The sequence below is a fragment of the Embleya sp. NPDC008237 genome (assembly GCF_042956465.1).
Classification (GTDB): Bacteria; Actinomycetota; Actinomycetes; order Streptomycetales; family Streptomycetaceae; genus Embleya.
The window spans coordinates 76,350-100,196 of record NZ_JBIBGL010000016.1 but is presented as its reverse complement, the minus strand read 5'-3'; the positions used below and the strand labels follow the sequence as shown (position 1 = coordinate 100,196).

24 protein-coding genes and 1 pseudogene are annotated in these 23,847 nt (G+C 71.0%); 14 read left to right on the top strand and 11 right to left on the bottom strand.

The window, feature by feature from the left end:
* The first annotated feature begins 79 nt into the window (after positions 1-79).
* Complete coding sequence (locus tag ACFZBU_RS34875; RefSeq protein WP_391587731.1) at positions 80-1,510, top strand: PLP-dependent aminotransferase family protein; 1,431 nt, start codon at positions 80-82, stop codon at positions 1,508-1,510.
* A 51-nt stretch (positions 1,511-1,561) separates the two neighbouring features.
* Here ACFZBU_RS34875 and ACFZBU_RS34870 read toward each other — a convergent pair whose 3' ends face one another.
* Genes ACFZBU_RS34870 through ACFZBU_RS34860 form a run of 3 tightly spaced genes read right to left on the bottom strand, consistent with a single transcriptional unit; the run spans position 1,562 to position 4,151 of the window.
* Positions 1,562-2,575, bottom strand: coding sequence for an NAD(P)/FAD-dependent oxidoreductase (locus tag ACFZBU_RS34870; RefSeq protein WP_391587730.1), 1,014 nt, complete (start codon positions 2,573-2,575; stop codon positions 1,562-1,564).
* A complete protein-coding gene (locus tag ACFZBU_RS34865) occupies positions 2,572-3,090 on the bottom strand; it encodes an isoprenylcysteine carboxyl methyltransferase family protein (protein ID WP_391587729.1) in 519 nt (172 codons plus the stop codon). Before ACFZBU_RS34865 ends, ACFZBU_RS34870 begins: the two co-directional genes overlap by 4 nt.
* Positions 3,091-3,095: 5 nt before the next feature.
* Entirely contained in the window at positions 3,096-4,151 is a 1,056-nt protein-coding gene (locus ACFZBU_RS34860) for a type III polyketide synthase (RefSeq protein ID WP_391587728.1), read from the bottom strand.
* Between the two features lie 191 nt (positions 4,152-4,342).
* Between ACFZBU_RS34860 and ACFZBU_RS34855 the strand changes: the two genes are divergently transcribed.
* The 6 genes from ACFZBU_RS34855 (at position 4,343) to ACFZBU_RS34830 (ending at position 10,974) form a co-directional block, all read left to right on the top strand.
* Positions 4,343-5,266, top strand: a complete 924-nt coding sequence (locus ACFZBU_RS34855) for a UbiA family prenyltransferase (RefSeq protein ID WP_391587727.1) — start codon at positions 4,343-4,345, stop codon at positions 5,264-5,266.
* Between the two features lie 264 nt (positions 5,267-5,530).
* Positions 5,531-6,436 carry an ABC transporter substrate-binding protein gene (locus tag ACFZBU_RS34850; protein ID WP_391587726.1) on the top strand — a complete coding sequence of 302 codons (906 nt, stop codon included), beginning with the start codon at positions 5,531-5,533 and terminating at the stop codon, positions 6,434-6,436.
* A 115-nt stretch (positions 6,437-6,551) separates the two neighbouring features.
* Positions 6,552-7,469, top strand: coding sequence for an amino acid ABC transporter permease (locus tag ACFZBU_RS34845; protein ID WP_391587725.1), 918 nt, complete (start codon positions 6,552-6,554; stop codon positions 7,467-7,469).
* Positions 7,466-8,272, top strand: coding sequence for an amino acid ABC transporter ATP-binding protein (locus tag ACFZBU_RS34840; protein WP_391587724.1), 807 nt, complete (start codon positions 7,466-7,468; stop codon positions 8,270-8,272). The genes ACFZBU_RS34845 and ACFZBU_RS34840 overlap by 4 nt, the downstream gene beginning before the upstream one ends.
* Before the next feature lie 156 nt (positions 8,273-8,428).
* Positions 8,429-9,769 carry a class I SAM-dependent methyltransferase gene (locus ACFZBU_RS34835; RefSeq protein WP_391587723.1) on the top strand — a complete coding sequence of 447 codons (1,341 nt, stop codon included), beginning with the start codon at positions 8,429-8,431 and terminating at the stop codon, positions 9,767-9,769.
* A gap of 41 nt (positions 9,770-9,810) precedes the next feature.
* On the top strand, positions 9,811-10,974 hold the full coding sequence (locus ACFZBU_RS34830; protein WP_391587722.1) for a hypothetical protein: 1,164 nt from the start codon (positions 9,811-9,813) through the stop codon (positions 10,972-10,974).
* 83 nt (positions 10,975-11,057) lie between these two features.
* Here ACFZBU_RS34830 and ACFZBU_RS34825 read toward each other — a convergent pair whose 3' ends face one another.
* The 4 genes from ACFZBU_RS34825 to ACFZBU_RS34810 form a co-directional block, all read right to left on the bottom strand.
* Positions 11,058-11,774, bottom strand: coding sequence for a hypothetical protein (locus tag ACFZBU_RS34825; protein ID WP_391587721.1), 717 nt, complete (start codon positions 11,772-11,774; stop codon positions 11,058-11,060).
* A gap of 273 nt (positions 11,775-12,047) precedes the next feature.
* Positions 12,048-13,157 (bottom strand): hypothetical protein, encoded by a 1,110-nt coding sequence (locus ACFZBU_RS34820; RefSeq protein ID WP_391587720.1) that lies wholly within the window; start codon positions 13,155-13,157, stop codon positions 12,048-12,050.
* Positions 13,154-13,279, bottom strand: a complete 126-nt coding sequence (locus ACFZBU_RS34815; RefSeq protein ID WP_391587719.1) for a hypothetical protein — start codon at positions 13,277-13,279, stop codon at positions 13,154-13,156. The genes ACFZBU_RS34820 and ACFZBU_RS34815 overlap by 4 nt, the downstream gene beginning before the upstream one ends.
* A gap of 71 nt (positions 13,280-13,350) precedes the next feature.
* A complete protein-coding gene (locus ACFZBU_RS34810; protein WP_391587718.1) occupies positions 13,351-13,503 on the bottom strand; it encodes a hypothetical protein in 153 nt (50 codons plus the stop codon).
* Positions 13,504-14,331: 828 nt separating this feature from the next.
* On the opposite strand from ACFZBU_RS34810, the pseudogene ACFZBU_RS34805 reads away from it, so the two are divergent.
* The 3 genes and pseudogenes from ACFZBU_RS34805 to ACFZBU_RS34795 form a co-directional block, all read left to right on the top strand.
* A pseudogene (locus ACFZBU_RS34805) lies at positions 14,332-15,075 on the top strand (helix-turn-helix transcriptional regulator); the annotation flags it as partial.
* A 35-nt stretch (positions 15,076-15,110) separates the two neighbouring features.
* On the top strand, positions 15,111-15,308 hold the full coding sequence (locus ACFZBU_RS34800; RefSeq protein ID WP_391587717.1) for a DUF397 domain-containing protein: 198 nt from the start codon (positions 15,111-15,113) through the stop codon (positions 15,306-15,308).
* A 355-nt stretch (positions 15,309-15,663) separates the two neighbouring features.
* The gene (locus ACFZBU_RS34795; protein WP_391587716.1) at positions 15,664-16,098 is read left to right on the top strand and encodes an ester cyclase; all 435 of its coding nucleotides are present in this window, start codon (positions 15,664-15,666) and stop codon (positions 16,096-16,098) included.
* A 59-nt stretch (positions 16,099-16,157) separates the two neighbouring features.
* On the opposite strand, the gene ACFZBU_RS34790 is transcribed toward ACFZBU_RS34795, so the two are convergent.
* Together ACFZBU_RS34790 and ACFZBU_RS34785 are read right to left on the bottom strand one after the other, a co-directional pair.
* Complete coding sequence (locus ACFZBU_RS34790) at positions 16,158-16,808, bottom strand: GNAT family N-acetyltransferase (RefSeq protein ID WP_391587715.1); 651 nt, start codon at positions 16,806-16,808, stop codon at positions 16,158-16,160.
* Positions 16,809-16,879: 71 nt separating this feature from the next.
* Positions 16,880-17,515 carry a TetR/AcrR family transcriptional regulator gene (locus ACFZBU_RS34785; RefSeq protein WP_391587714.1) on the bottom strand — a complete coding sequence of 212 codons (636 nt, stop codon included), beginning with the start codon at positions 17,513-17,515 and terminating at the stop codon, positions 16,880-16,882.
* A gap of 161 nt (positions 17,516-17,676) precedes the next feature.
* Here ACFZBU_RS34785 and ACFZBU_RS34780 point away from each other — a divergent pair, with 161 nt between their 5' ends.
* The 4 genes from ACFZBU_RS34780 (at position 17,677) to ACFZBU_RS34765 (ending at position 21,508) form a co-directional block, all read left to right on the top strand.
* Positions 17,677-18,903 carry an acyl-CoA dehydrogenase family protein gene (locus ACFZBU_RS34780; protein ID WP_391587713.1) on the top strand — a complete coding sequence of 409 codons (1,227 nt, stop codon included), beginning with the start codon at positions 17,677-17,679 and terminating at the stop codon, positions 18,901-18,903.
* Positions 18,900-19,655, top strand: a complete 756-nt coding sequence (locus tag ACFZBU_RS34775) for an SDR family oxidoreductase (protein WP_391587712.1) — start codon at positions 18,900-18,902, stop codon at positions 19,653-19,655. Before ACFZBU_RS34780 ends, ACFZBU_RS34775 begins: the two co-directional genes overlap by 4 nt.
* Positions 19,652-20,455, top strand: coding sequence for an SDR family oxidoreductase (locus ACFZBU_RS34770; protein WP_391587711.1), 804 nt, complete (start codon positions 19,652-19,654; stop codon positions 20,453-20,455). Before ACFZBU_RS34775 ends, ACFZBU_RS34770 begins: the two co-directional genes overlap by 4 nt.
* 81 nt (positions 20,456-20,536) lie before the next feature.
* Positions 20,537-21,508, top strand: a complete 972-nt coding sequence (locus ACFZBU_RS34765) for a phosphotriesterase (protein ID WP_391587710.1) — start codon at positions 20,537-20,539, stop codon at positions 21,506-21,508.
* Positions 21,509-21,621: 113 nt separating this feature from the next.
* Here the strand turns inward: ACFZBU_RS34765 and ACFZBU_RS34760 are convergent, their stop codons facing one another.
* Together ACFZBU_RS34760 and ACFZBU_RS34755 are read right to left on the bottom strand one after the other, a co-directional pair.
* Positions 21,622-22,260, bottom strand: coding sequence for an FMN reductase (locus tag ACFZBU_RS34760; RefSeq protein ID WP_391587709.1), 639 nt, complete (start codon positions 22,258-22,260; stop codon positions 21,622-21,624).
* Positions 22,261-22,410: 150 nt separating this feature from the next.
* Positions 22,411-23,529, bottom strand: a complete 1,119-nt coding sequence (locus tag ACFZBU_RS34755; RefSeq protein ID WP_391587708.1) for an LLM class flavin-dependent oxidoreductase — start codon at positions 23,527-23,529, stop codon at positions 22,411-22,413.
* Positions 23,530-23,847: the final 318 nt, after the last annotated feature.

The following is a 23,847-nucleotide window of genomic DNA, read 5'->3' as shown; positions in this document are numbered from 1 at the left end:
ATTCGGTTCGAGATGTGGTGCGCGCTGCTCATGACGACGAATCTAGGTGCGCAAACGACCGGGTATAGGGTTCATTTCCATGTCGGAAATCGAGGTCAATTCGGCCGGATGGATCGGCCGTGACCTGCATCTGGAGCTGTCCGGTACGGGCAGTCGGCGGGCCGTGCTGATCCGCGCCATCCGCGAGGCGATCCGGACCGGTCGGCTGGCTCCGGACACGCCGCTGCCGCCGTACCGGTCGCTCGCGGTCGATCTGGGCATCGCCCGGAACACGGTCGCCGACGCGTATGCCGAACTGGTCGCGGAGGGCTGGCTGACGGCGCGTCAGGGCTCCGGGACCCGAGTCGCCCGGCGGGCCGAACCGCTCGCCGCGCCGCGCCGCCGGGCCCGAACCGGGCTGCCGGCGCGGCCCGCCGGGGCAACGCACAATCTGCGCCAGGGGCAGCCGGACGCGGCGTCCTTCCCGCGTACCGCGTGGGCCGCGTCGGCCCGGCGGGCGCTGAACGCCGCGCCGAACGAGGCGTTCGGGCCGGGCGATCCGCAGGGGCGTCCGGAGTTGCGGCTCGCGCTGACCGACTACCTCGCGCGAGTGCGCGGGGTGCGCACCCACCCGGACCGGATCGTGATCTGCTCGGGCTTCGCGCACGCGTTGCGGCTGCTGTTCGCCGGCGTGTTGCGCGGGCCGGCCGCCGTGGAGTCGTACGGGCTGGCCTTCCATCGTTCGATCCTGGCCGCCGCGTCGATCCGGACGCTGCCCCTGGGCATCGACGAACACGGCGCCGACACCGACGCGTTGGCCGCCCTGCCGAGCGCCCGCGTGGCGGTGCTGACGCCGGCTCACCAGTTCCCCACCGGCGGCCCGCTGTCGCCCGAGCGGCGGCTCGCGGTGCTGGACTGGGCGCGAGCGCGGGGCGGGTTGGTGCTGGAGGACGACTACGACGGCGAGTTCCGCTACGACCGGCGTCCGGTCGGGGCGGTCCAGGGCATGGATCCGGACCGGGTGGTGTACGTGGGCTCGGTCAGCAAGAGCCTGTCCCCGGCGATCCGGCTCGGCTGGATGGTGCTCCCCGAGCACCTGGTGGACGACGTCCTGGCGGTGAAGGGCGTGCGCGAGGCATGGGCCGGCGTCACCGATCAGCTCACCCTCGCCGACTTCATCGAGGGCGGCCACTACGACCGGCACATCCGCCGGATGCGCCGGCGCTACCGCGACCGGCGCGACCACCTGCTCGCCGCGTTGGCCGAACACGCCCCGCACGTCGTCGCGACCGGTATCGCCGCCGGTCTGCACGCCGTGCTGCGGCTGCCGGCCGGCAGCGAACCCGCCACGGTCGAGGCCGCCGCCCGCCAGGGCCTGACCCTGGACGGCCTCGCCGACTTCCGCCACCCGGACGCGACGGGCCCGGCCCCGGACGGCCTGGTGGTCGGATACGCGACTCCCCCGGACCACTCGTACCCGGCGGCGGTCGACGCGCTGTGCCGCTCGCTGCGGGCGGCGGCGCAAAAATAGGCCCGGCTCGCCGGTCCGCGGTGGGCTCGGCCGACCCGGGCCCGAGACGGCCTAAGCCAGCGCGTTGACGACCGTGCCGAACACCGTCGGCAGGCGGTGGGCCGCGGGGACGATCAGGCGGGCCGTGTGCGGGCGGGCGCGGGCGGTGAGGAGGGTTTCGGTGAGGACCCGGTGCCGGCGGGACAGCCGGCGCCAGTCGGCTTCGTAGCGCTCGGGGCAACCCGCGACGAGGGCGCCGACCAGGGCCCGAGCCGAGGCCAGGGCCAGCGCGATGCCCTCGCCGGTGAGCGCGTCGGTGTAGCCGGCCGCGTCGCCGACCAGCAGGACGCGGCCCGCGACCCGGGTGCGCACCCGGCGGCGCAGCGGTCCCGCGCCGCGCACGTCGCCGGCCGCCGCGCCCGCCAGCCGGGCCCGCAGTGCGGGAAACGCGGCCAGGTGCTCGTCGTAGGGCCGCCCGCGCGGGCCCAGGACCGCGACGCCGACCAGGTCCGGCCCGACCGGCGTCACGTACGCCTCGCCGTGCGGCGACCAGTGCACCTCGACGAAGTCGGTCCACGGCTCGACCGCGAAGTGCCGGCGCAGCCCGTATCGCCGAGCGCGTCGATCCGGCGGCGTCGACCCCAGGGCGGCCCGGATCGGCGAGTGCAGGCCGTCCGCCGCGACCAGCCAGTGTGCGGTCAGTCCGGCGGCGGTCACCCCGTGTGCGTCCTGGTGCACGTCGCCGACCCGGCCGACCCGGTGCTCGACCCCGAGCGCGCGGGCCCGTTCGTACAGCGCGGTGTGCAGCGTGGTGCGCCGGACGCCCAGCCCCGGCCCGGCCCGGAACCGGGCCTCGACCGCGTGTCGGGCGTCCAGGTACCGGATCCCGGCCAACGGCCGTCCGGCGGGCGTGATGCCCAGTCGGGCGAGCGCGGTCACGCCCGTGGGCATCAGTCCCTCGCCGCAGGCCTTGTCCACCGGCGCCGGCCGCGGCTCCACCACCACCACACGCAGTCCCGCAAGCGCACCGTGGATCGCGGTCGCCAGGCCGGCCGGCCCGCCGCCCGCGACGAGCAGGTCGATCACGCGGTCGCCGCCGACAGCGCGGCCGACTCGCAGCGGATCCGGACCACCATCAGCGCGGCGTTGAGCACGGTGAAGGTGAGCGCGGTGACCCACGCGCCGTGTACGAGGGGCAGCGCCAGGCCCTCGACCGCGACCGCGACGTAGTTCGGGTGCCGCAGCCAGGTCAGCCGGTACGGCCCGCTGCGCACCAGTGGCAGCCCCGGCACGACCACCACCTGGGTGTTCCAGCGCGGGCCGAGCGCGAAGATGCACCACCAGCGCAGCGCCTGCGCGGCAAGCACGAGGACGACCATGGTCCAGCCGAACCAGGGCACGAACGGCCGCTCGCTCCGCCACACTTCGAGCACGCATGCGGCCAACAGTCCGACGTGCAGCACGACCATCGGCGGATAGTGCCGCCGGCCGCTGACCACGCCGCCCCGGGCCAGGCTCCAGGCCAGGTTGCGGCGGGCCACCACCAACTCGGCGAGGCGTTCGAGGGCGACCAGGCCCACCAGGACGAAGTACCAGTACATCGCGCCTACCACTCCACCAGGACGAGTTCGGAGCAGAACCCCGGGCCCATCGCGATCATCAGGCCCGGCGTACCGGGTTCGGGCCGGGCGGCGATCGTGTCGCGCAGCACGTGCAGCACCGAGGTGGACGACAGGTTTCCCGTCGCGGCCAGCGAACGCCACGTCAGATCGAGGGCTCCGGCCGGGAGTTCGAGTGTCTCGGCGACGGCTTCGAGCACCTTGGGGCCGCCCGGGTGGCACACCCACGCGGTGATGTCGGCCGGGCTCAGGTCGTGTTCGGCGAGGAAGGATCGCACGTCGCCGGCCAGGTACTCGCGGACCACGTCGGGGACGTTCGGGCCCAGCACGATCCGGAACCCGGAGCCGCCCACGTCCCAGCCCATCACCCGGGCCGAGTCCGGATACATGCGACTGCGGCCGGCCACCACTCTGGGGCCGCGCCCCGGCCCGGTGCGCGCGTCCCCGCAGGCGACCACCGCCGCCGCGCCGTCGCCGAACAGGGCACCCGCGACCAGGTTGGCGATCGAGGCGTCGGCGCGTTGGAGGGTGAGCGAGCACAGTTCGACCGAGACCAGCAGCGCGACGTGCTCGGGCCATCCGCGCAGGTAGTCGTGCACCCGGGCGATCCCGGCGGCGCCCGCGACGCAGCCCAGGCCGAACACCGGCAGCCGTTTGACGTCGGGGCGCAGGCCGAGCCGGCCGACCAGGCGGGCGTCGATCGAGGGCACCGCGAGGCCGGTCACCGTGGTGAACACGATCAGGTCCACGTCGAGCGCGCTGAGCCCGGCGGCGCCGAGAGCGGACTCGATCGCCTCGGCCGCGAGGTCGACGGCGACGTCCAGGTAGGCGTCGTTGGCCGCGCCGAAGTCGTCCAGCTTGGCGTAGTGGTCCAGGGGCAGCGCCAGATGGCGGGTGTCCACCCGGGCGCTCGCGTGCAGCCGGTCCAGGACGCGGCGATCGGCGCCGACCGGCAGACACAGTCCCGCGAACGCCTCGGTGATCTCGGCTTGTGGATATCGGTGCGGCGGCAGGGCACCACGGACGGCGGCGATGCGGGTCACGGCGAACCCCCGGCTGGGTGAGGCGACGGAAATGCTGGACGGCGAACGGGTGTGGCTGCTGGGGCGGTTGCGCCGAACGGGTGCGGGAACGCTGGAACAGTGCCCAGCGGGAACACCGAACCCACGTCGTTTGCCCGCGCACACGACCCGCATGCGCCCCTCCCGCGCCGACCCCCGGAAAGGTCACCCACGTGAGCGAAGCCGCAGTGCCGAGCCGCCCGTCCGTGACCGCCCCCGCGCGCCCCCGCGAACGGGCCCCTGCCCTCGGCCTCGTGCTCGCCTGCCACCCGGGCCCGACCGTCGCCGTCACGGCCCTGGTGACCGCTCTGGCCGCCGCGGCCGGCCGGGACGCCGGGGGCTGCGCGCTGGTCGGCGCGGCGGTGCTCAGCGGGCAGTTGTCGGTCGGGTGGTGCAACGACGCGGTGGACGCCGCCCGCGATCGGGCCGCCGGGCGGACCGGCAAGCCGGTGGTCGCCGGCCTGGTCGGGGCCGAGCGGGTGGCGCTCGCCGCCGGTTCCGCGCTGGTGTTGTGCCTGCCGCTGTCCTACGCGTCGGGGCCGGCGGCGGGCACCGCGCATGTGGTCGGGGTGGCCGCCGCGTGGACCTACGACCTCGGGGTCAAGGGCACCGCCTGGTCGTGGCTGCCCTACGCGGTCGGCTTCGGCAGCCTGCCGGCGTTCGTGGCGTTCGGGCTGCCCGGGCGGCCGGCGCCCACGTGGTGGATCGTCACCGCCGCCGCGCTGCTGGGCTGCGGCGCGCACCTGGCCGACGCGCTGCCGGATCTGGACGTCGACCACGCCGGCGGCGTGCGCGGTCTGCCGCACCGACTCGGCCCGACCGGCATCCGGGCGCTCGCCCCGCTGCCGCTGCTCGGCGCCACCGCGCTGCTCGCGTACGGCCGCCCGGACCGGTCCGGGCGGCTCGCCCTGGTCGGCGCCGGTGTCCTGGCCGGCGCGGGGGCGCTGCTCGGCGGCCGGCGGCCCGGCGCCCCGTTCGCCGCCGCGATCGCCGTCGCCGCGATCGACGTGGCCCTGCTGCTGCGTCGGGGTGCCGGCATCGCCGCGCGCGGACGCGGATCACGCGGGGTCCGACGATCATCACGCCAATGCGCGTAGACCGTGGCCTGCCAGAGCGGTTTCGGTATGCCCTGGAAAAGCGCCCGATGAGGTGATATACACCGATCACTGCTTGACATTCTGTCAAATTGGATCTTCGTATTTAACAATCTGTCCCATTGTCCAGTTCAGAGCACCAGGAAATCATTCATGCCCATAGCTCGATCCCGGATTCACCCAAACCGCCCGCAGATCGGGCACCGCGAGCCAGCTCGTACCGTGCCGGCCCCCCTGTTGTCCCCTCATACCTGGAGGAACCCGCACATGAGCGGACGCCTTACCCACCGCCGCCTGATCGCCTGCGCCGCAACCTTGATCGCGGGCTCCATGCTCCTGACCGGCTGTGGGGACGACGGCGGCGACAGCGCGCTCGGCAAGAAGGACGAGAACGCGCCGTTCTTCAAGATGCTCCCGCCGGACGTCCAGAAGTCCGGCAAGCTCGAGATCGGCTCGGAGATCGCGTACGCGCCGATCGAGTTCATGAAGGGCGGCAAGGCCGTCGGTGTCGACCCCGAGCTGGCCGCCGCGCTCAGCAAGCAGCTCGGCGTCAAGTACGAGTACAAGAACTCCCCGTTCGACTCGCTGATCACCGGGATCACCTCCAAGCGCTTCGACATGGTCATGTCCGCGATGACCGACAAGAAGGAGCGGCAGGGCCAGGGCCTGGCGTTCGTGGACTACTTCCGCGCCGGTACCTCGATCCTGGTGCAGAAGGGCAACCCGCAGAACATCAAGTCCCTCGACGACCTGTGCGGGAAGATCGTCGCGTTGCAGCAGGCGACGACCAACGAGGATGTCGCGATCGCCCAGTCCAAGAAGTGCGAGGAGTCGGGCAAGGGCGCGATCACGATCCAGAAGTACGAGCACGACGGCGAGGCCCTGCTCAAGCTCAAGAGCGGCGCCGCCGTCGCCGACCTCAACGACTTCCCGGTCGCCGCGTACAACGCGCAGACCTCCGGTGACGGCAAGGACTTCGAGGTCACGGGCGATCAGATCGATGCCGGGCTCTACGGCATCGGCGTCGGCAAGGACAACACCCAGCTCCAGCAGGCGCTGAAGTCGGCCCTGGAGGCCCTGATCAAGAACGGCGAGTACGCCAAGATCCTGGCCAACTGGAAGGTCGAGGCCGGCGCCGTCTCCGAGGTCACCATCAACGGCGGCACTTCCTGATCCGAGGTCCGGCCCCGTCGCCCGGAGCGGCGGGGCCGGACCCGGCGGACCGTCCCCCCATCGGTCCACCCGCGCCCGCGCCCGCACTCGTGCTCCAAGAGGAGGTCACCTTCCCGTGACCACACCCCCACCCCCCGCCGCCTCCGACAAACAGCCGGCCCGTCGGGAACACATCAAAGCGATCCCGGTGCCGCACTACGGTCGTTGGGTCGCGGCCGTCGTGGTCCTGGCCCTGGTCGGCCTCCTGATCAACGCGTTCGCGAACGCGAAGATCCATTGGAGCGTGACCGGCGATTACCTGTTCGACGAGCAGATCATCAAGGGCGCCGTCAACACGCTCAAGATCAGCCTCTACTCGATGGCGCTCGGCCTCGTGCTCGGCGTGCTCGCCGCGATCGGGCGACTCTCCGGCAATCCGGTCACCTCGACCGTCTCGTCGCTGTACATCTGGTTCTTCCGCGGCACGCCGGTCCTGGTCCAGTTGCTCATCTGGGGCAACCTCGCGCTGATCTTCCCGACCATGCTGGGCCACAACACCAACGACGTGATCTCCCCGACCATCGCGGCGCTGCTCGGCCTCGGCATCAACGAGGGCGCGTACATGGCCGAGATCGTGCGATCGGGCATCCAGTCCGTCGACGAGGGTCAGACCGAGGCCGCCCACGCGCTCGGCATGTCCAAGGGCCGCACCCTGCGGCGCATCGTGCTGCCGCAGGCGATGCGAGTGATCGTGCCGCCCACCGGCAACGAGTTCATCAACATGCTCAAGACGTCCTCGCTGGCCAGCGTCGTGGTGTACCCCGAGGTGCTGCAGAAGGCGAAGGACGTGTACACCAACAACCTCGCGGTGATGGAACTGCTCTTCGCGGCCTGCTTCTGGTACCTGCTGCTGACCACCGTCTTCAGCATCGGCCAGTACTACCTGGAACGCCGCTTCTCGCGCGGGGCCAGCCGGGCGCTGCCGCCCACCCCGCTCCAGCGGATCAGGGCCAACCTGTTCCCGACCCGGCGTTCGGGAGTCGAGATCCGATGACGACCAACTTCGACAAGCCCACGCCCGGGGCGGCGGACCCGGCGCGACCCATGGTCAAGGCCGAGGACGTCTGCAAGTCGTTCGGCCCGCTGGAAGTGCTCAAGGGCATCGACCTGGAGGTCGGCTCCGGCGAGGTCATGTGCATCGTCGGCCCCTCCGGCTCCGGCAAGTCCACCTTCCTGCGCTGCATCAACCACCTGGAGAAGGTCAACGCCGGGCGGTTGTGGGTGGACGGCGAACTCGTCGGCTACCGGGAGAAGGACGGCAAGCTCTACGAACTCCGGGACAGCGAGGTCGCGCTCAAGCGGCGCGACATCGGCATGGTGTTCCAGCGCTTCAACCTCTTCCCGCACATGACCGCGGCGGGCAACATCATGGAGGCGCCCACCCAGGTCAAGGGCATAAGCAAGCCCGAAGCCCGGGAGCGCGCCCACCAGCTCCTGGCCCGGGTCGGCCTGGCCGACAAGGCGAACGCCTACCCCGCCCAGCTCTCCGGCGGACAGCAGCAGCGGGTGGCCATCGCCCGGGCACTGGCCATGGACCCCAAGCTGATGTTGTTCGACGAGCCGACCTCCGCACTCGACCCCGAACTGGTCGGCGAGGTCCTGGACGTGATGCGCGACCTCGCCAGGGACGGCATGACGATGATCGTGGTCACCCACGAGATGGGCTTCGCCCGTGAGGTCGGCGACTCGCTGGTGTTCATGGACGACGGACTCGTCGTCGAGGCCGGAGTGCCGCGCGAGGTGCTGAGCAACCCGCAACACGAGCGCACGAAGGCATTCCTGTCCAAGGTGCTGTGACGCCGGTCGGTTTCGCGTGTCGTGCTGTCGTGCTCCGTCCGGGGTGGTCATCCGCCCCGGACGGAGCAATTCCGTTCGCGATCCGGGCCGGGTTGGGTAGGGGCAGGGTGTCACCCGGCAGGGAGCCCGGGGATCCACACCGCGGAGGAATCCGTCATGCCGCACACCGCCGACCGCCTGGCCGCGCTGGCCCAGCAGGTACTCGGCCGCCCGACACCGATCCGCATCCGGGCCTGGGACGGCAGCGAGGCCGGGCCGCCGGACGGTCCGGCACTGGTCGTCCGCAACCGGCGGGCGCTGCGCCGACTGATGTGGAAGCCGGGCGAGCTGGGCTTCGCGCGCGGTTGGGTATCCGGCGACCTCGACGTGGACGGCGACCTCTACGACGCGCTCGACCGGTTGGCGGGCATCGCGCTGCACCGCGACGAACCGGTGCCCGGGAGCGCCGGCGCGGCCCGGGGCCCCGCAGGCCGCGACCGCCGCCTCGAACGCCCGCGCCCGTCCGCGCGCGCCGCGCTGGGCATGCTGCGCCCGGTGGGCGAGGCACTCACCCTGACCGGACTGCCGGTACCGCCGCCGGCGCCCGTCGAGGAGGTCCGCCGCCGCCGGGGCATACTGCACAGCCTGCGCCGCGACCAGGAGGCGATCCGGCACCACTACGACGTCGGCAACGACTTCTACGCGCTGATCCTGGGCCCCTCGATGGTCTACTCGTGTGCGTACTGGGACCGCCCCGACGCGACGTTGGAGGACGCCCAGCGCGCCAAGCTCGACCTGATCTGCCGCAAGCTGGCCCTGGGGCCGGGCATGCGGCTGCTGGACGTGGGCTGCGGGTGGGGCTCGATGGCGCTGCACGCCGCCGAGCACTACGGCGTCCAGGTGGTCGGCATCACCATCTCGCGTGAACAGGCCGACCTGGCCCGCAAACGTGTCTCCGAGGCGGGCCTGACCGGCCGGGTCGAGATCAGGATCCAGGACTACCGCGAACACGCCGACGGACCCTACGACGCGATCTCCTCGATCGGCATGGCCGAACACGTGGGCCGGATCCGCTTCCGCGAATACGCCGACATCCTCTACGAACTCCTGCGCCCCGGCGGCCGGTTGCTCAACCACCAGATCGCCAGACGCCCGGCTCCGAACGAAGCCGCCTACCAGGTCGACGAGTTCATCGACCGCTACGTCTTCCCCGACGGCGAACTGGCACCGGTGGGCCGCACGGTCTCGGTCCTGGAGGAGGCGGGCTTCGAGATCCGGGACGTGCACGCGCTGCGCGAGCACTACGCGACCACCCTGCGCGCGTGGGTGGCCAACCTGGAGGCCGCCGCGGAGCAGGCCGAACGCCTGGCCTCCCCCGGCCGGGTGCGCGTGTGGCGCCTGTACATGGCCGCCTCGGCCCTGGCCTTCGAACAGAACCGCATCGGCGTCAACCAGATCCTGGCGATCAAGACGCCGGCCTCGGGACGCTCGGGGATGCCGCCGACCCGGACCATGTGAGCGTCGGGGGCGGGCGGTTGGGGGGCCGATAGGGTCGCGGGGTGACGGACGGGATCGGGGCGGGCGACGGCGGGGTGGGGCGGGCGGACGATCCGGGTCGGTTCCGGGCCGTGCCGTCGGTGGGCTACAACGGTTTGACCGCGGGTCGCGTCGTTTCGCTCGCGGACCTCGTGGAACGATGCGGTGGCGGCCCCGACGGGATGCGAGAGACGGCGGCCATGGTCGATCTCCCGGTGGAGGAGGTCGCCACGGCGGTCGAGGATGCCACCCCCTATCGAACCGTGCTGACGTGCGTCCGGCCCGGTGACCCGGTCTGCGGGGTGGACATCTCGCATTTCGAGCCGCGGTGGGCCAGGACCGGCAGGCCCGAAGTGCAATGCTGGTTCAAGGAGATCGGCTTCGATCCGGACGGCGACGAGGTACGGGTGCAGGTGTCGGCGGACCCGGGAGAGGTGCCCGCCGGAAACGCGTCGATGCCCACACACTCGCTGTACGAGTTGTCGGTGGAGGACGCGATGGCGTTGCGCATCGCGCGGGGCAGGGCCGAGGCGGGCGGATTCGGGCCGGGGCGAGTGACGGGTGGCGTCACGGTGCCTGCCGGCGATCCGGTGTGCAGGGCCCTGACGGCGATCGTCCGCAAGTTGGTCGACGGCCACAACTGGTGGCCCGGCGACGCGTTCCGCTGGGTGGAGTGGGCGATCCTTCCCTTCGTGGCCGGCTCGACGTGCGCAGAGGGCATGCGTTTCCTCGATCGGGGCGGTTCGCTCGACTGGGCCGACCTGGTCGAGTTCGGGAAGGACGACCTGGAGAACCTCGCCGACCTGGTCGAGCGGGCCGCGTTCGTACCCGCGCCGGATCCCGCGCCGGTCGATCCCGGGCAGGTCGCCGAGGCGATCGGCGCGTGGGGGACCGCGCTGTCCTGCCGGCTGGAATGGCCCGCGGGCGCCGAGCCGACCGCCGACGAGCTCGCGGCGACGATCACGGGTGGGGCGTCGGTGCCGGCCGGCCCGCCCGACGCGCTCGAACTGCCCTCCGTACAGGTGGCGTTGGGCCCGGCCGAGGCCGGCGGCCGGTTGCTGACCTGCACACCCCGAGCCGACGCGACCTGGCACGACGTGACGGTGGCGCTGCGGGGTATCGCATGGCGGGTCGAGCGGGCGGGTGCGATTCGGATGAGCGTCGACATGGCGGATTCCGTGGATTGACCGGGTCCGGTCGGGCCGGGCGACCGGGTCGGGTCGGGTCGCGCGGTCGAGTCGGCCGGGGTACCTGGCGGCCCCCACGAAGGTCAGTCCAGGATCGCGATCGGGCTTCCGTGACCGGGCACCGACACGCGCCGGCACACGAGCCCCGCCGCGCGCAGCCGGAACATGATCGCCCGCAGGTCGGCGGACACGTCCTGCCACGGGGCGTCGGGCTCGGGCGTACACGAGACGTCCCACAGCCCGTCGTCTGGGTCTTCCGCCCCCGACAGCAGTCTGTCGGGGTCGCCCGGTCCCGGACGGATGGCGACGGCCATGCGGTCGTTCTCCAGGCGGGCGACCCGGCCGCCGGTGACCTGTCGGCAACCGGCCACGACCGAGGCGAGCAGGTCGAGTTCACCGTCCCACACCACGCGGTAGACGACAGGCGGCGGGTGCTCCCCCAGGGCGAGTCCACCGAACGCCGGATCACCGGGTTCGGGCAGCCTGCGCGGCCGAAGTCGGCTCCAGTCGGCCGCGTTCTCCTGTCGCCACGCATCCACGTCGAAGTAGATCGTGCCGGCCCAGAATTTCGGGTCGTCCTCGAACAGGGAGCGCCGGTCATCCTCGTCGGTGAAGTCCCAGCGGTAGGGCCGGAAGTAGCGGTCGACCCGGATGTGCGCCTCGCCGGCGGGAACTCCGAACTCCCGAGTCATCGCCTCGACGATTCGGGACAGATACTCGTACGCCTTCTCGCCCGCGCGCACACCGAAGCTCGGCACCGGCGGCAAGGGGTCCTCCGGGGAGGGGATTCGGGTCACCACGGGCCGACTCTATTCACCCACCGACAGCACCCGACACCGGGCGTCCACCGCCGATCTCCTCCGGGGCGCCCGACAATTCGTCGCGGCATCCCGGCCGGCACCGACCGGCGTCCGCCGGAGCCGACTCGCCCCGGCTCGTACCCGCCGTCCGCCGACGAGCTCCGCGGCACGGCCGATCGCCGCGACAAGATCACAGCCTCGTGCACCGCGACAATCACCCTCGCCGCGACCCTGCTCCGGCTCCGGCTCCGACACCCACATCGAAGGGACGCTCTACAGAGCCTTCCAGGGGGTCGACGACCCGCAGTCCACCCGATCGCGCGACCCGGCGTGCCATGTCCACTGGCCATCGCCGGTCACCGTGACGCCGTGCTGTTCCCGTCGGGGTTCACCGCGCGCACGCCACGCTTGGTACGCGGCCTCGATCTCTCGCCAAAGATCGCGCGGGCCGCCCTCGTTCACCTCGAACGAGGCCGCGTCCGGTACGTAGTCGACGGATGCCCAGGACTCCCCGTCGGCGTACCACGTGGTGAACTCCCCTGCGTGCGCGCCCGATCCGAAGAACGTACGTTGCTCGACATCGGGCAGGCGAAGCCCGATCGCGAAATCCGCGTGCTCCTCCTGGAGGGGTCGCGGATCCGTCGCCGTGTGGCGGACCCTGCACGCGCTCGGGTCCGCGATCACGTCGCCCACGAACCGCCGGGCCTCGAACCTCGGACGTTGCGACCGGGCCCACATGAAGTTGACGTTCCCCACGAACCGGCCCGACGCCGTTCCGTCGCCCGCGACGACCAGGCGCAAGAGCCCGGAGTTGTGGTATGCCGTGCCCCAGGGCGTGAGGATCACCCCTTCGGGCCGGACCTGCTCCACCCACGCGTAGGGCACGTTCCGTACCGCCATGGTGGCGATGAGGCGATCGTAGGGGGCGCCCTCCTTGTACCCGCGCAACCCGTCGCCGACGATCAGGGTCGGCATCGGGTCGGCAGCCCGCAAGGACTCGTGTGCCTGGATCGCCACGAGGGGATCCACCTCGACCGAGGTCAACCGGCCGCCCGTGAGCGCGGCGGACAACAACGCGGTGGACCACCCGGTGCCGGTCCCGATTTCGAGGATGTGGTGATCCGGGTCGACGTCGAGTTGTTCGAGCATGAGCCGCACGAGCGAGGGTTGCGACGACGACGATGTCGGGATCAGGTTCCCATCCGGCATGCCGTCATCCATCTGGGTGACTAGCGGGGCGTCGGCCGCAACGGCGTCCGCCCACGCCTCGGGGTCGGTGTCGCGGTCGATCAGGGCATCGTCACTCCCCCACACCACCGCCGGGACATACGAACTCCGGGGCGTGTCCGCGAACACGCCGTCCCAGTCGACCGAGGTGCTCACTTGTCCTTCTCCTTGTCGCGGTCCTTGTCCTTCGGCGGCACGGGCCTGTCCCATTGGCCATCCTGCTGCCGTCGGGGAGTCTTGGCGTCCCCGTCCTTGTCGTCCTTGGCGTGGTTCGCCATCGTCGCTTCTCCCGAATTGGTGCGTGTCGAGCCGGCGTCGGTCGGTGGTGGCATCGATATCGGTATCGGCGTCATCGCCCCTGCTCTTCATCGAACAGGAACGGTGGTTCCGACCAATCGGCCACCGCACCCGACAGGCAGCCGACTCGTTCGAGATCGGCCAACAATGCGAACCACTCGGGGCCGTCCGGCGGTTGAACGGTCGCCAACATGCCCTTGTCCACGGCGCACAATTCCGTCAGCGTGCCGTCCGGCCGAAGGGCCGCGTCTCCCGCACCGACGTACCGCACGCTCCGGTACAGAATCGGCGGAGGGGGTCGCAGAATGGCCAAGTCTCGTACGTAGCAAGCGAATTCGATTCCGCTACGCAACCGCAGGTGAACCTGCCGCCCCTGCACGTCCATAAGCACACCCTCGCGACCCGAATAGGCGTCGCGACACCACGCGTGCCGATAGCGCTCGAAAAACGCCCGCCCCCGATCGAGATCCCCCTGCGTACTCCCCGAAGCCCGCTGTCTCGTGCTCATCGGACGTTCCCTGCGCTCGGGCGCACCACGCGGATCCGAATCGACAACCGCCAGGTCCACAACGAACGAAGGTGCGACCGAACTCGCGGCCGCGGAGGCCGGGTAGACGCGGGAGCCTCGGCATCCATCCCGCCGACCCACTCCCTGATCGGCAGGCTCAACCGCTCGTCCTGCCAGTCGCGATCCAACACCGGCACGGGTACCGAACCACGTTGAGTCCACCCGAATTGATGTGTCATCGTGGGTACGTGTCCTTTCTGTGAGGCACGCGGGGAGTGGGGCGACTCGCCAAAGTTGAGCCCCACTCCCTACGCCCGTCACAGCCCCACCTTTCGGCCTGCGACGTTTTGAGCAAGGGGAGTTGTCTCCATTCCGTACACGCGCTGTCGCTCTGAGTCCCATCATGGGACGGGAGGACCAGCCTGTGCATCTCGGTACCGTTACCGATTTGCACTGGAACGGAATGGGGGAACACCCGTGCGATACCAAGAAAAAGACGTCAACCTCAAAGGCTCGCCACGCCAGATGTATGGGCGTGAGATTCGGGTCAAGCGCAACGCCCTGGGGATGTCACTGACGGCATGCGCCTCGGTCCTGGGCTACAGCAAGGCAGCACTGTCTCGATACGAAACCGGCGAGAGCCCGATCCCGCCGGACATGCCGGCGAGGCTGGATATCGCGTTCGAGACGGACGGGTTGTTCGGGCGGCTGTACGAGATGGTAGAACACGACCAATTCCCGGACCGCTACCGCGCGTTCATGGGGATTGCAGCGACAGCGATCGAGATCTGGGAGTACGCGGGGCACACCGTGCCAGGGCTGTTGCAGACCCCTGACTACGCCCGCGCACAGTTCATCGGCTTCGAACCCGGGGCATCCAACGCCGAGATCGAACGACGCGTGATCGCACGCATCAATCGGCAACGCATCTTCACTCGGGAACACCCGCCGCAATACGGCGCGATCCTCGACCAGGCGGCCATCAGTCGCCCGATCGGCGGCCCAGCTGTCATGTGCGCGCAGCTCGAAACGCTGTTGCCCCGGATGGACACGCCGTACGGCACGATCCAAGTTCTACCGTTCGACTCCGGCGCACACCCGCAGTTGGGTGGATCGTTGACGCTGTTGACTCCGCCGGACAGTGAGCCCGTGGCCTACCTCGAAGGAAGCCATGCCGGGCAGTTGCGTGAGGATCCGACTACTGTCACGGGGTTCCAAGCGGCGTACAATCGTCTGCGCGCCTACGCCCTTTCCCCGAAAGAGTCGGCAGCGATGATCCGGGCAACCATCAAGGAGCTGCAGCCATGTACGGAACCGAAGACGCAGACGTCACCACGTGGCGCAAGAGCTCGTACAGCAACGGGGATCAAGGCAACTGCGTCGAGGTCCGCGATGATCTCCCGGGCCTCGTCCCGATACGCGACTCGAAGGACCCGAGCATCGGGCACCTGACAATCGGCGCGGCATCCTGGACAGCACTGACCAACGCCCTCCGCCACTGAATCGCCGCCGTCCGCACCGCGTTCCAAGCGATGCGCAAGCGGTCGGCGAGCGCGAGGAGCGGCGTCGGCCAGTGGCGCTCTCGGGAGGCGAGGTCTGCGACTACTCGGCGGGATGTGGCGTGGTAGCCGCATCCCTTCGGGCCGGGTGACCTCAGTCGGCCTCGACGACACCCGGAAGTCCAGTGCCGCGTCAGGCGACGTTTGCCGTGCCGGCGTTCCGAATCACGCGCATGGCTGCTTCCGGGTGATCGCGCACGGAGTCACGGCGCGCCTGTGGCGTCGTCCCATGGCTGGACGGCCATGCTTTCGGCGTCATGCCGGTTCCGGCGGTACAGAACGTGCGTGTAGGAGTCCCGTGTCGAGCGAAGAGAACAAGCGATTGGTTCGCCGCTTCTACGCGGAGATCGACAAGGGCAACATCGAGGCCATGGACGACCTCGTGGCCGAGGACTACCAGGACCATTCACCGCCACCGTTTCCGGGGCTCGGGTCCGGTCGCGAAGGGCTCAAGCAGGCGTTCCGTCTCTTCTGGGAGGCCACGCCCGGGACCCACGAGATCGAGGACCAGATCGCGGAGGGCGACAAGGTGGTGACCCGGCTGACGGCCCACGGAGTGCACGAGGGAGACCTTCCCGGCATCCCCGCCACCGGTAACCGGCTCACGATGACGGCGACGGTGATTCACCGCATCGAAAACGGCAGGCTCGCGGAGAAGTGGTCGGACAAGGACGTTTTCGGTTTCCTCCAGCAGCTCGGCGTCATTCCGGCGCCCGGCGGTACGCCGAAGTAGTCCCGGCGACACCGGAACCTCGGACCCGGCGGACGGAGTGCCGGACAGGTGAGGTCCGCCTACGGGGCGCCGAACATCTCCCGGCACGCGTCCAGGCCCTCGATCGTGGTGGGGATGGTGCGGTGTTCGTGCCATGCCTCTCGGGTCAGGCGGAGGCGGCGGAGCGAGCGTGGGCGGCCGGATTCGTCGGCCGGGAGGATCTCGATGCCGTCGTCGGCGTAGCCGAGGCGTCGGGAGACCGCGAGGGACGGGGCGTTGTCCGGGAAGGCGGAGGAGATCGCCCAGCGGGCGTCGAGGCCGGTGAAGGCCAACTCCAGCATCGCGGCGCGCATCTCCGTGCCGAAGCCGTGGCCCTGGTGGGTCAGGCCCAGCCAGGAGCCCGAGCCGACTTCCCGCCGACGGGCGAAGTCCTTGGCGCCGCAGTCCTGCGTACCGACGATCACGCCCTCGTGCACGACCGCGAGGACCAGTCGCCAGTCGTCCGGCTCCCAGTTCGCCCACGAGGCCCAGAAGTGTTTCAGGCCGTTGCGGGCGAAGGCCGGTTGCGGTTGGCGTGTCCACGGCTCGCTGAACGGCATCCGGTCCGGGGCGTGGATGCCGCGCGCGGCCAATTCCACGAGCGCCACCAGGTCGTCCTGGCTCGCCGGTCGAAGCTCCAGTCGAGGCGTGGTCAACCGTAGGCCGAACACCGGCCAATGGTCAGTGAGCATGGTCGATTCTCGACGGGATGCCCGGCCGGCCGCGAGCGAATATCCGCCGCCGTAGCCGCCACGTCCACCCGCTACCGCTCCCCCGTCGTCGGCGCCAGCCCGTGCAGCAGCAGGTCCGCGAATACGTCGCCCACCTCGCGCGGCGACATCGGCCCGTCGAGCTGGTACCAGCTGTTCAGGTGGTGCACGCCGCCGAAGAAGTTGTGCGTGGCGATGTCGGCCGACACGTCCGCGCGCAACAGGCCCTCTCGCTGGCCCTGTTCGATCAGCGAACGGAAGCGCTCGTGGTAGCGCCGCCGTTCGGCCCGGATCTCGTTCCGCTTGTCCGGTGCGAGCAGGTGCATCGAGCGGAAGTAGACGACCGCGTCATCGATGTTGTCCAGCGTGGTGACCACCACGTCCGCCGCCGCCTCGCGCAGTCGGTCCACGACCGGCTCGGAGCCGTCGGCGATGGTGTTCAGCCGCTCCGTCTGCATCGCGAGCATCCGGTGGTAGATCTCCACCAGGAGGTCGTCCTTGGACGCGTAGTAGTGGTACATCGCCCCCTTGGTCACCCCGGCTGCGGCCACGATCTCCTGGACCGAGGTGCTCTCGAAGCCGCGCTCGGCAAACATCCGCGAGGCGATCCGCAGCAGCCGCTGCGGCAGGGGTGTCTCATCGGCCTCGGACAGAACCGGTGCCGCGTTGTCGCGACCTCTAGCCGCCATGGTTTCCAACCTTTCGAGGGAGCGTTCGACGCTACCCTAGCCAAGATACCGACCGGTCGGTACCGTATTTCGCGCACGGCACGTTTCGCGCACCCTACGGCCACGAAACCCGAGGCCACGAAACGTCCCCGCCGTCCGCGACCAGGGAGAGGAAGGCGTCGGTGGACTTCAGCTACGACGCACGGACCGAGGAACTGCGCGAGCGACTGCTCGCGTTCATGGCCGAGCACGTGTACCCCGCCGAAGCCGTGTTCACCGAACAGGTGGCCGAGCCGGGTGCGGACCCGTGGGGCCGGCCGCCGGTGATCGAGGAGCTCAAGGCCGAGGCCCGCAAACGCGGGCTGTGGAACCTCTTCCTGCCGGGCGCCGAGGGCGCGGGTCTGACCAACCTCCAGTACGCACCGCTGGCCGAGATCGCCGGCCGCAGTCCGCATCTGGGCCCGGAGGCGCTCAACTGCGCCGCGCCCGACACCGGCAACATGGAGCTGCTGCACGACTTCGGCACGCCCGAGCAGCAGGAGCGGTGGCTGAAGCCGCTGCTGGAGGGCACCATCCGCTCGGCGTTCTGCATGACCGAGCCCGACGTCGCCTCCTCCGACGCCACCAACATCACCACGCGCATCGTCCGCGACGGCGACGAGTACGTGATCGACGGCCGCAAGTGGTGGTCCTCCGGGGCGATGGCGCCCACCTGCGAGATCCTGGTCGTGATGGGCAAGACCGACCCGGACGCGCCGCGCCACCGCCGGCAGAGCATGATCCTGGTGCCGCGCGACACCCCGGGCGTGCGGATCCGCCGCGGGATGCACGTCTTCGGCTACACCGACGGGCCGCACGGCGGCCACGCCGAGGTGGTCTTCGACAACGTGCGGGTGCCCGCCGCGAACCTGGTCGGCAACGCCGGCGACGGCTTCGCCATCGCACAGGCGCGGCTGGGCCCCGGCCGGATCCACCACTGCATGCGGCTGATCGGGATGGCCGAGCGCGGCCTGGAGCTGATGTGCCGGCGGGTGGTCGCCCGCGAGGCGTTCGGCGGGCCGCTCGCCGATCAGGGCGTGATCCAGGAGTGGATCGCCGAATCCCGGGTGCGCATCGAGCAGTTGCGCCTGCTCGTGCTCAAGACCGCGTGGCTGATGGACACCGTCGGCAACCGCGGCGCGCACCGCGAGATCCAGTCGATCAAGATCGCCACGCCGCTCACCGTCGAGTGGATCCTGGACAAGGCCATCCAGGCGCACGGCGCGGGCGGCCTGTCCCAGGACTTCGTGCTCGCGTCGTTGTGGACGCATGCCCGCACGCTGCGCCTGGCCGACGGCCCGGACGAGGTACACCGTCGTTCGCTCGCCCACCGCGAGCTCAAGTCCTACCGAGAGGCAGCCGCCCAGTGAGCGACTCGTCCCGTCCCGTAGCCATCGTCACCGGCGCGAGCCGAGGCATCGGCCTGGGCATCGCCCAGGCCCTGGTCGCGCGCGGCGACCGGGTCTGCGTGACCGCGCGCGGCGCGGACACGCTGGCCGAGGTGGTCGCCTCGCTCGGCGGTCCCGAACACGCGATCGGCGTCGCCGGCAAGGCGCACGACCCGGTCCACCAGGACGCCGCGGTGAGCGCGACCCTGGAGGCGTTCGGCCGGATCGACATGCTGGTCAACAATGCCGGCATCAACCCGGTGTACGGCCCGCTGGTGGAACTCGACCTGGACGCCGGGCGCAAGATCCTGGAGGTCAACCTGCTCGCCGCGCTCGCCTGGACCCAGCGCGTGCACAAGGCGTGGCTGGGCGAGCACGGCGGCGCGATCGTCAACGTGTCCTCGCTCGCCGGCGCGCGACCCGCGCACGGAATCGGCTTCTACGGCGTCAGCAAGGCCGCGCTGACCCACCTGACCGCCCAGCTCGCGAGCGAACTCGGGCCGCGGGTGCGGGTGAACGCGGTGGCCCCGGCCGTGGTCAAGACGGTCTTCGCGACCGCGCTGTACGAGGGCCGCGAGGAAGAGGTCGCGGCGGCGTACCCGATGGCCCGGCTCGGCGTGCCCGAGGACGTGGCCGGCGCGGTGGCGTTCCTGTTGTCCGAGCAGGCGAGTTGGATCACCGGCCAGACACTGCTGATCGACGGCGGCGTGAGCCTGTCCGGCGGTGTCGGATGACCACGCTCGCCGGCGCGAACGTGGTGATCACCGGCTCCGGTGCCGGGATCGGCGCGGCGCTGGCCCGGCGCTTCGCCGCCGACGGGGCCCGCGTGGTGGTCAACGACCTGGACGCGGACGCGTGCCGCGCGGTCGCCGCCGAGATCGACGGCATCGCGCTGCCCGGCGACGCGGCGGGCGAGGAGGGCGTCACGGCGCTGATCACCGGTGCCCGCAAGGCGCTCGGCGGCGAGATCGACATCTACTGCGCCAACGCCGGCATCGGCGAGGGCATGGGCCTGGACGCCTCCGAGGATGCCTGGGGCCGCTCGTGGGACGTCAACGTGATGGCGCACGTACGCGCGGCGCGACTGCTCACCCCGGCCTGGCTGGCCCGGGGCCGCGGCCACCTGGTCACCACGGTCTCCGCCGCCGGCGTGCTCACCATGCTGGACGCGTCGGCGTACTCGGTCACCAAGCACGCGGCGTACGCGTTCGCCGAGTGGATGGCGATCACCTACGGCGCCAAGGGCATCACGGTCCAGGCGGTCTGCCCGCAGGGCGTGCGCACGCGGTTGCTCGGCGCGACCGGGGAGGCCGCCCGGGTGATTCTCGACGACGGCGCGATCGAGCCGGCGGAGGTCGCCGACGTGGTCGCCGAGGCGGTCACGAACGGCACGCCGTTCCTGGTCCTACCGCATCCCGAGGTGGCCCGGATGTACGCGGCCCGGGCCGCCGATCCGGACCGCTGGCTGGCCGGAATGCGCAAACTCCAGACCCGTCTGGAGTTTGCGAAGGAGGGCCGAGCGCAGGAAGGCTGACCACCCGGTCCGAGCCGGCGGCGCCGTGCCGCCCGGCTCGGACCGGCGCGACACAGCCGACGCAGCCCGAAGGAGTCGCAGGTGCCGGTGGACGAGATCGAGACGGTGCTCGGGCCGGTGCCCACCGCCGCGCTCGGGACGACCCTGATGCACGAGCACATCTTCGTGCTGACTCCGGACAGTCAGGCCAACTGGTCCCCGGACTGGGACGAGGAGGCCCGGGTCGCGGACGCGGTCGAGCGGTTGCGCGCGCTGCGCGCGGCCGGTGTGACCACGATCGTGGACCCCACGGTGGACGGGCTCGGGCGGAACGTGCCGCGCGTGCGGCGGATCGCCGAACAGGTCCCGGACCTCAATATCGTGGTCGCGACCGGAATCTACACGTATGTCGACGTCCCGGCGTTCTTCCGCCATCGAGGGCCGGGGGCGCTGCCGGGGCTGCCGGATCCGATGGTCGACCTGTTCGTCCGGGACATCCGCGAGGGCATCCAGGGCACCGGGGTCAAGGCCGCGCTGCTCAAGTGCGCGATCGACGAACCGGGCCTGACCGGCGGCGTCGAGCGGGTGTTGCGTGCGGTCGCCCGAGCGCATCTGGAGACGGATGTGCCGATCATGGTGCACACCCACCCGCGCACCCGGACCGGATCGCACGTACGCCGGGTGCTGAACGAGGAGGGCGTGCCCGCCGCACGCGTGCAACTCGCGCACAGCGGGGACACCGACGACGCCGATCACCTGACCGAACTCGCCGAGGCGGGCTACCTGTTGGGGATGGACCGGTTCGGCCTGGACACCACGATGCCGTTCGCGGAGCGGGTCGCGATCGTGGTCGAGATGTGTCGCCGGGGTCATGCGTCGAGCATGGTGCTCTCCCAGGACGCGGCGTGCCATATCGATTGGATCGATCCGGAGTTGATGCCGCTGCTGCCGGACTGGCACTACCGGCACGTGCTGAACGACGTGCTCCCGGCGCTGCGGGCGCACGGCGTGCCCGACGAGGATCTGACCACGATGCTGGTGGACAACCCGCGCCGGTGGTTCGAACGCACCTGACGCGGGCGCCGATCGTGGACCCGGGCGCCGAAGTGCACCTTCGGCGCCCGGGTGGCCGGGTGGATGTTCCGGCTACGGCGTTCTCGTGTGCGGGGCCCCTCTCCGCGGTGTCCTCATCCGCGGCGCAGCGCGGCCAACTGCTCGGCGAACGGGACCACTTCCTCGTATTCCGCAGCGGGCACGGATGCGGCCCGAGGCAGTCCGGCCGCCAGGTCGGCGAGTTCGCCGCCCGCGCGGGCGATCCGCGCGGCCAGGTCGTCGCCGCCGGCGCCCGCCGCCGCGCCCCAGTCGTCGGTCGCCGCGTACACCGAGGTCGGTACGACCGTGGCCCGCAGGTAGGCGAACAGCGGGCGCAGCGCGTGCTCCAGGGCCAGCGAGTGCCGCGCGGTGCCGCCGGTAGCCGCGATCAGCACCGGCTTGCCGGCGAGCGCGGTGTTGTCCAGCACGTCGAAGAAGGACTTGAACAGCCCGCTGTAGGAGGCGGTGAAGATCGGCGTGACCGCGATCAGGGCATCGGCGCGGGTGACCGTCTCGATCGCGGCGCGCAGGCCCGGCGGCGGGAAGCCGGTGACCAGGTTGTGTGCGATGTCCACCGCGACGTCGCGCAGTTCGACGGTGTGCACGTCGACCTCGACGCCCCGATCGACCAGCTGTCGTCGGGCCGCCTCGGCCAGTCGGTCGCCGAGCATGCGGGTGGACGAGGGCTTGCCCAGTCCGGCCGAAACGACCACGAGCTTGACCGGTTGCGCCATGGTGATCTCTTCTTCCTTTCTCGCGTGGGGTGTTCGTCGGGTGTTCGACGGTGTGTTCGACGGTTGGTGCGGAGCGCCCCGTACCGCGGCGTGTCCGGCGGTTGGTGCGGCGCCGTGCGGAGCACCCCGTACCGCGCTGGGTACGGCGGGTCAGAGCGCCGGCGCGCCCTCGTTCGCCGCGGCCTGCGCCGCCGTCTCGTCCCGCCGGGCGACCAGCGCCGCGTGGGTCGGGCCCGCGGGCACGTCGGCTGCGCGTCGAGCCCCGAACTCCTTGCGCAGCACCGGGAGTACCTCCTCGCCGAGCAGGTCGAGCTGCTCCAGCACGGTCTTCAGCGGGAGCCCCGCGTGGTCCATCAGGAACAGCTGGCGCTGGTAGTCGCCGAACGAGTCGCGGAAGGTCAGCGTCTTGTCGATGACCTCCTGCGGACTGCCCACGGTCAGCGGCGTCTGATCGGTGAACTCCTCCAGCGACGGACCGTGGCCGTACACCGGCGCGTTGTCGAAGTAGGGACGGAACTCGCGCACCGCGTCCTGCGAGTTCTTGCGCATGAACACCTGTCCGCCGACGCCGACGATGGCCTGCTCGCGCGTGCCGTGGCCGTAGTGCTCGAAGCGGTCGCGGTAGAGGTTGATCAGCCGGATGAAGTGGTCCCGGGGCCAGAAGATGTTGTTGGCGAAGAATCCGTCGCCGTAGTAGGCGGCCTGCTCGGCGATCTCTGGGCTGCGGATCGAGCCGTGCCACACGAACGGCGGGACGCCGTCCAGCGGTCGCGGGGTCGAGGTGAAGCCCTGGAGCGGGGTGCGGAACCGGCCCTCCCAGTCGACCACGTCGTTGCGCCACAGCTCGTGCAGGAGCGCGTAGTTCTCGATCGCCAGCGGGATGCCCTGGCGGATGTCCTGGCCGAACCACGGGTAGACCGGCCCGGTGTTGCCGCGGCCCATCATCAGGTCCACCCGGCCGTCGGCCAGGTGCTGGAGCATCGCGTAGTCCTCGGCGATCTTCACCGGGTCGTTCGTGGTGATCAGCGTGGTGGACGTGGAGAGGATGATCCGCTCGGTCCGCGCGGCGACGTAGCCGAGCAGCGTGGTCGGCGACGAGGGCACGAACGGCGGGTTGTGGTGCTCTCCGGTCGCGAACACATCGAGGCCGACCTCCTCGGCCTTGAGCGCTATCGCCACCATCGCCTTGATCCGCTCGTGCTCGGTGGGCTCCCGGCCGGTGGTGGGGTCGACGGTGACGTCTCCGACGGTGAAGATCCCGAACTGCACGATGATCACTCTCTCAGTAGTTGAACTCTCAATCACCCACTCAAAGCGAGATCCCGACCGAGCTATTCCCAAGGGACACGCACGGCACGGCACGGCGCGCGGCGGGCCGGCGCGGCGCGGGGCGGGGCGCGAGGCGGGCCGATGCGGCGCGGGGCGGGGCGCGAGGCGGGCCGATGCGGCGCGGGACGAGGCGCGAGGCGGGCCGATGCGGCGCGGGGCGGGGCGCGAGGCGGGCCGATGCGGCGCGGGACGAGGCGCGAGGCGGGCCGATGCGGCGCGGGACGAGGCGCGAGGCGGGCCGATGCGGCGCGGGACGAG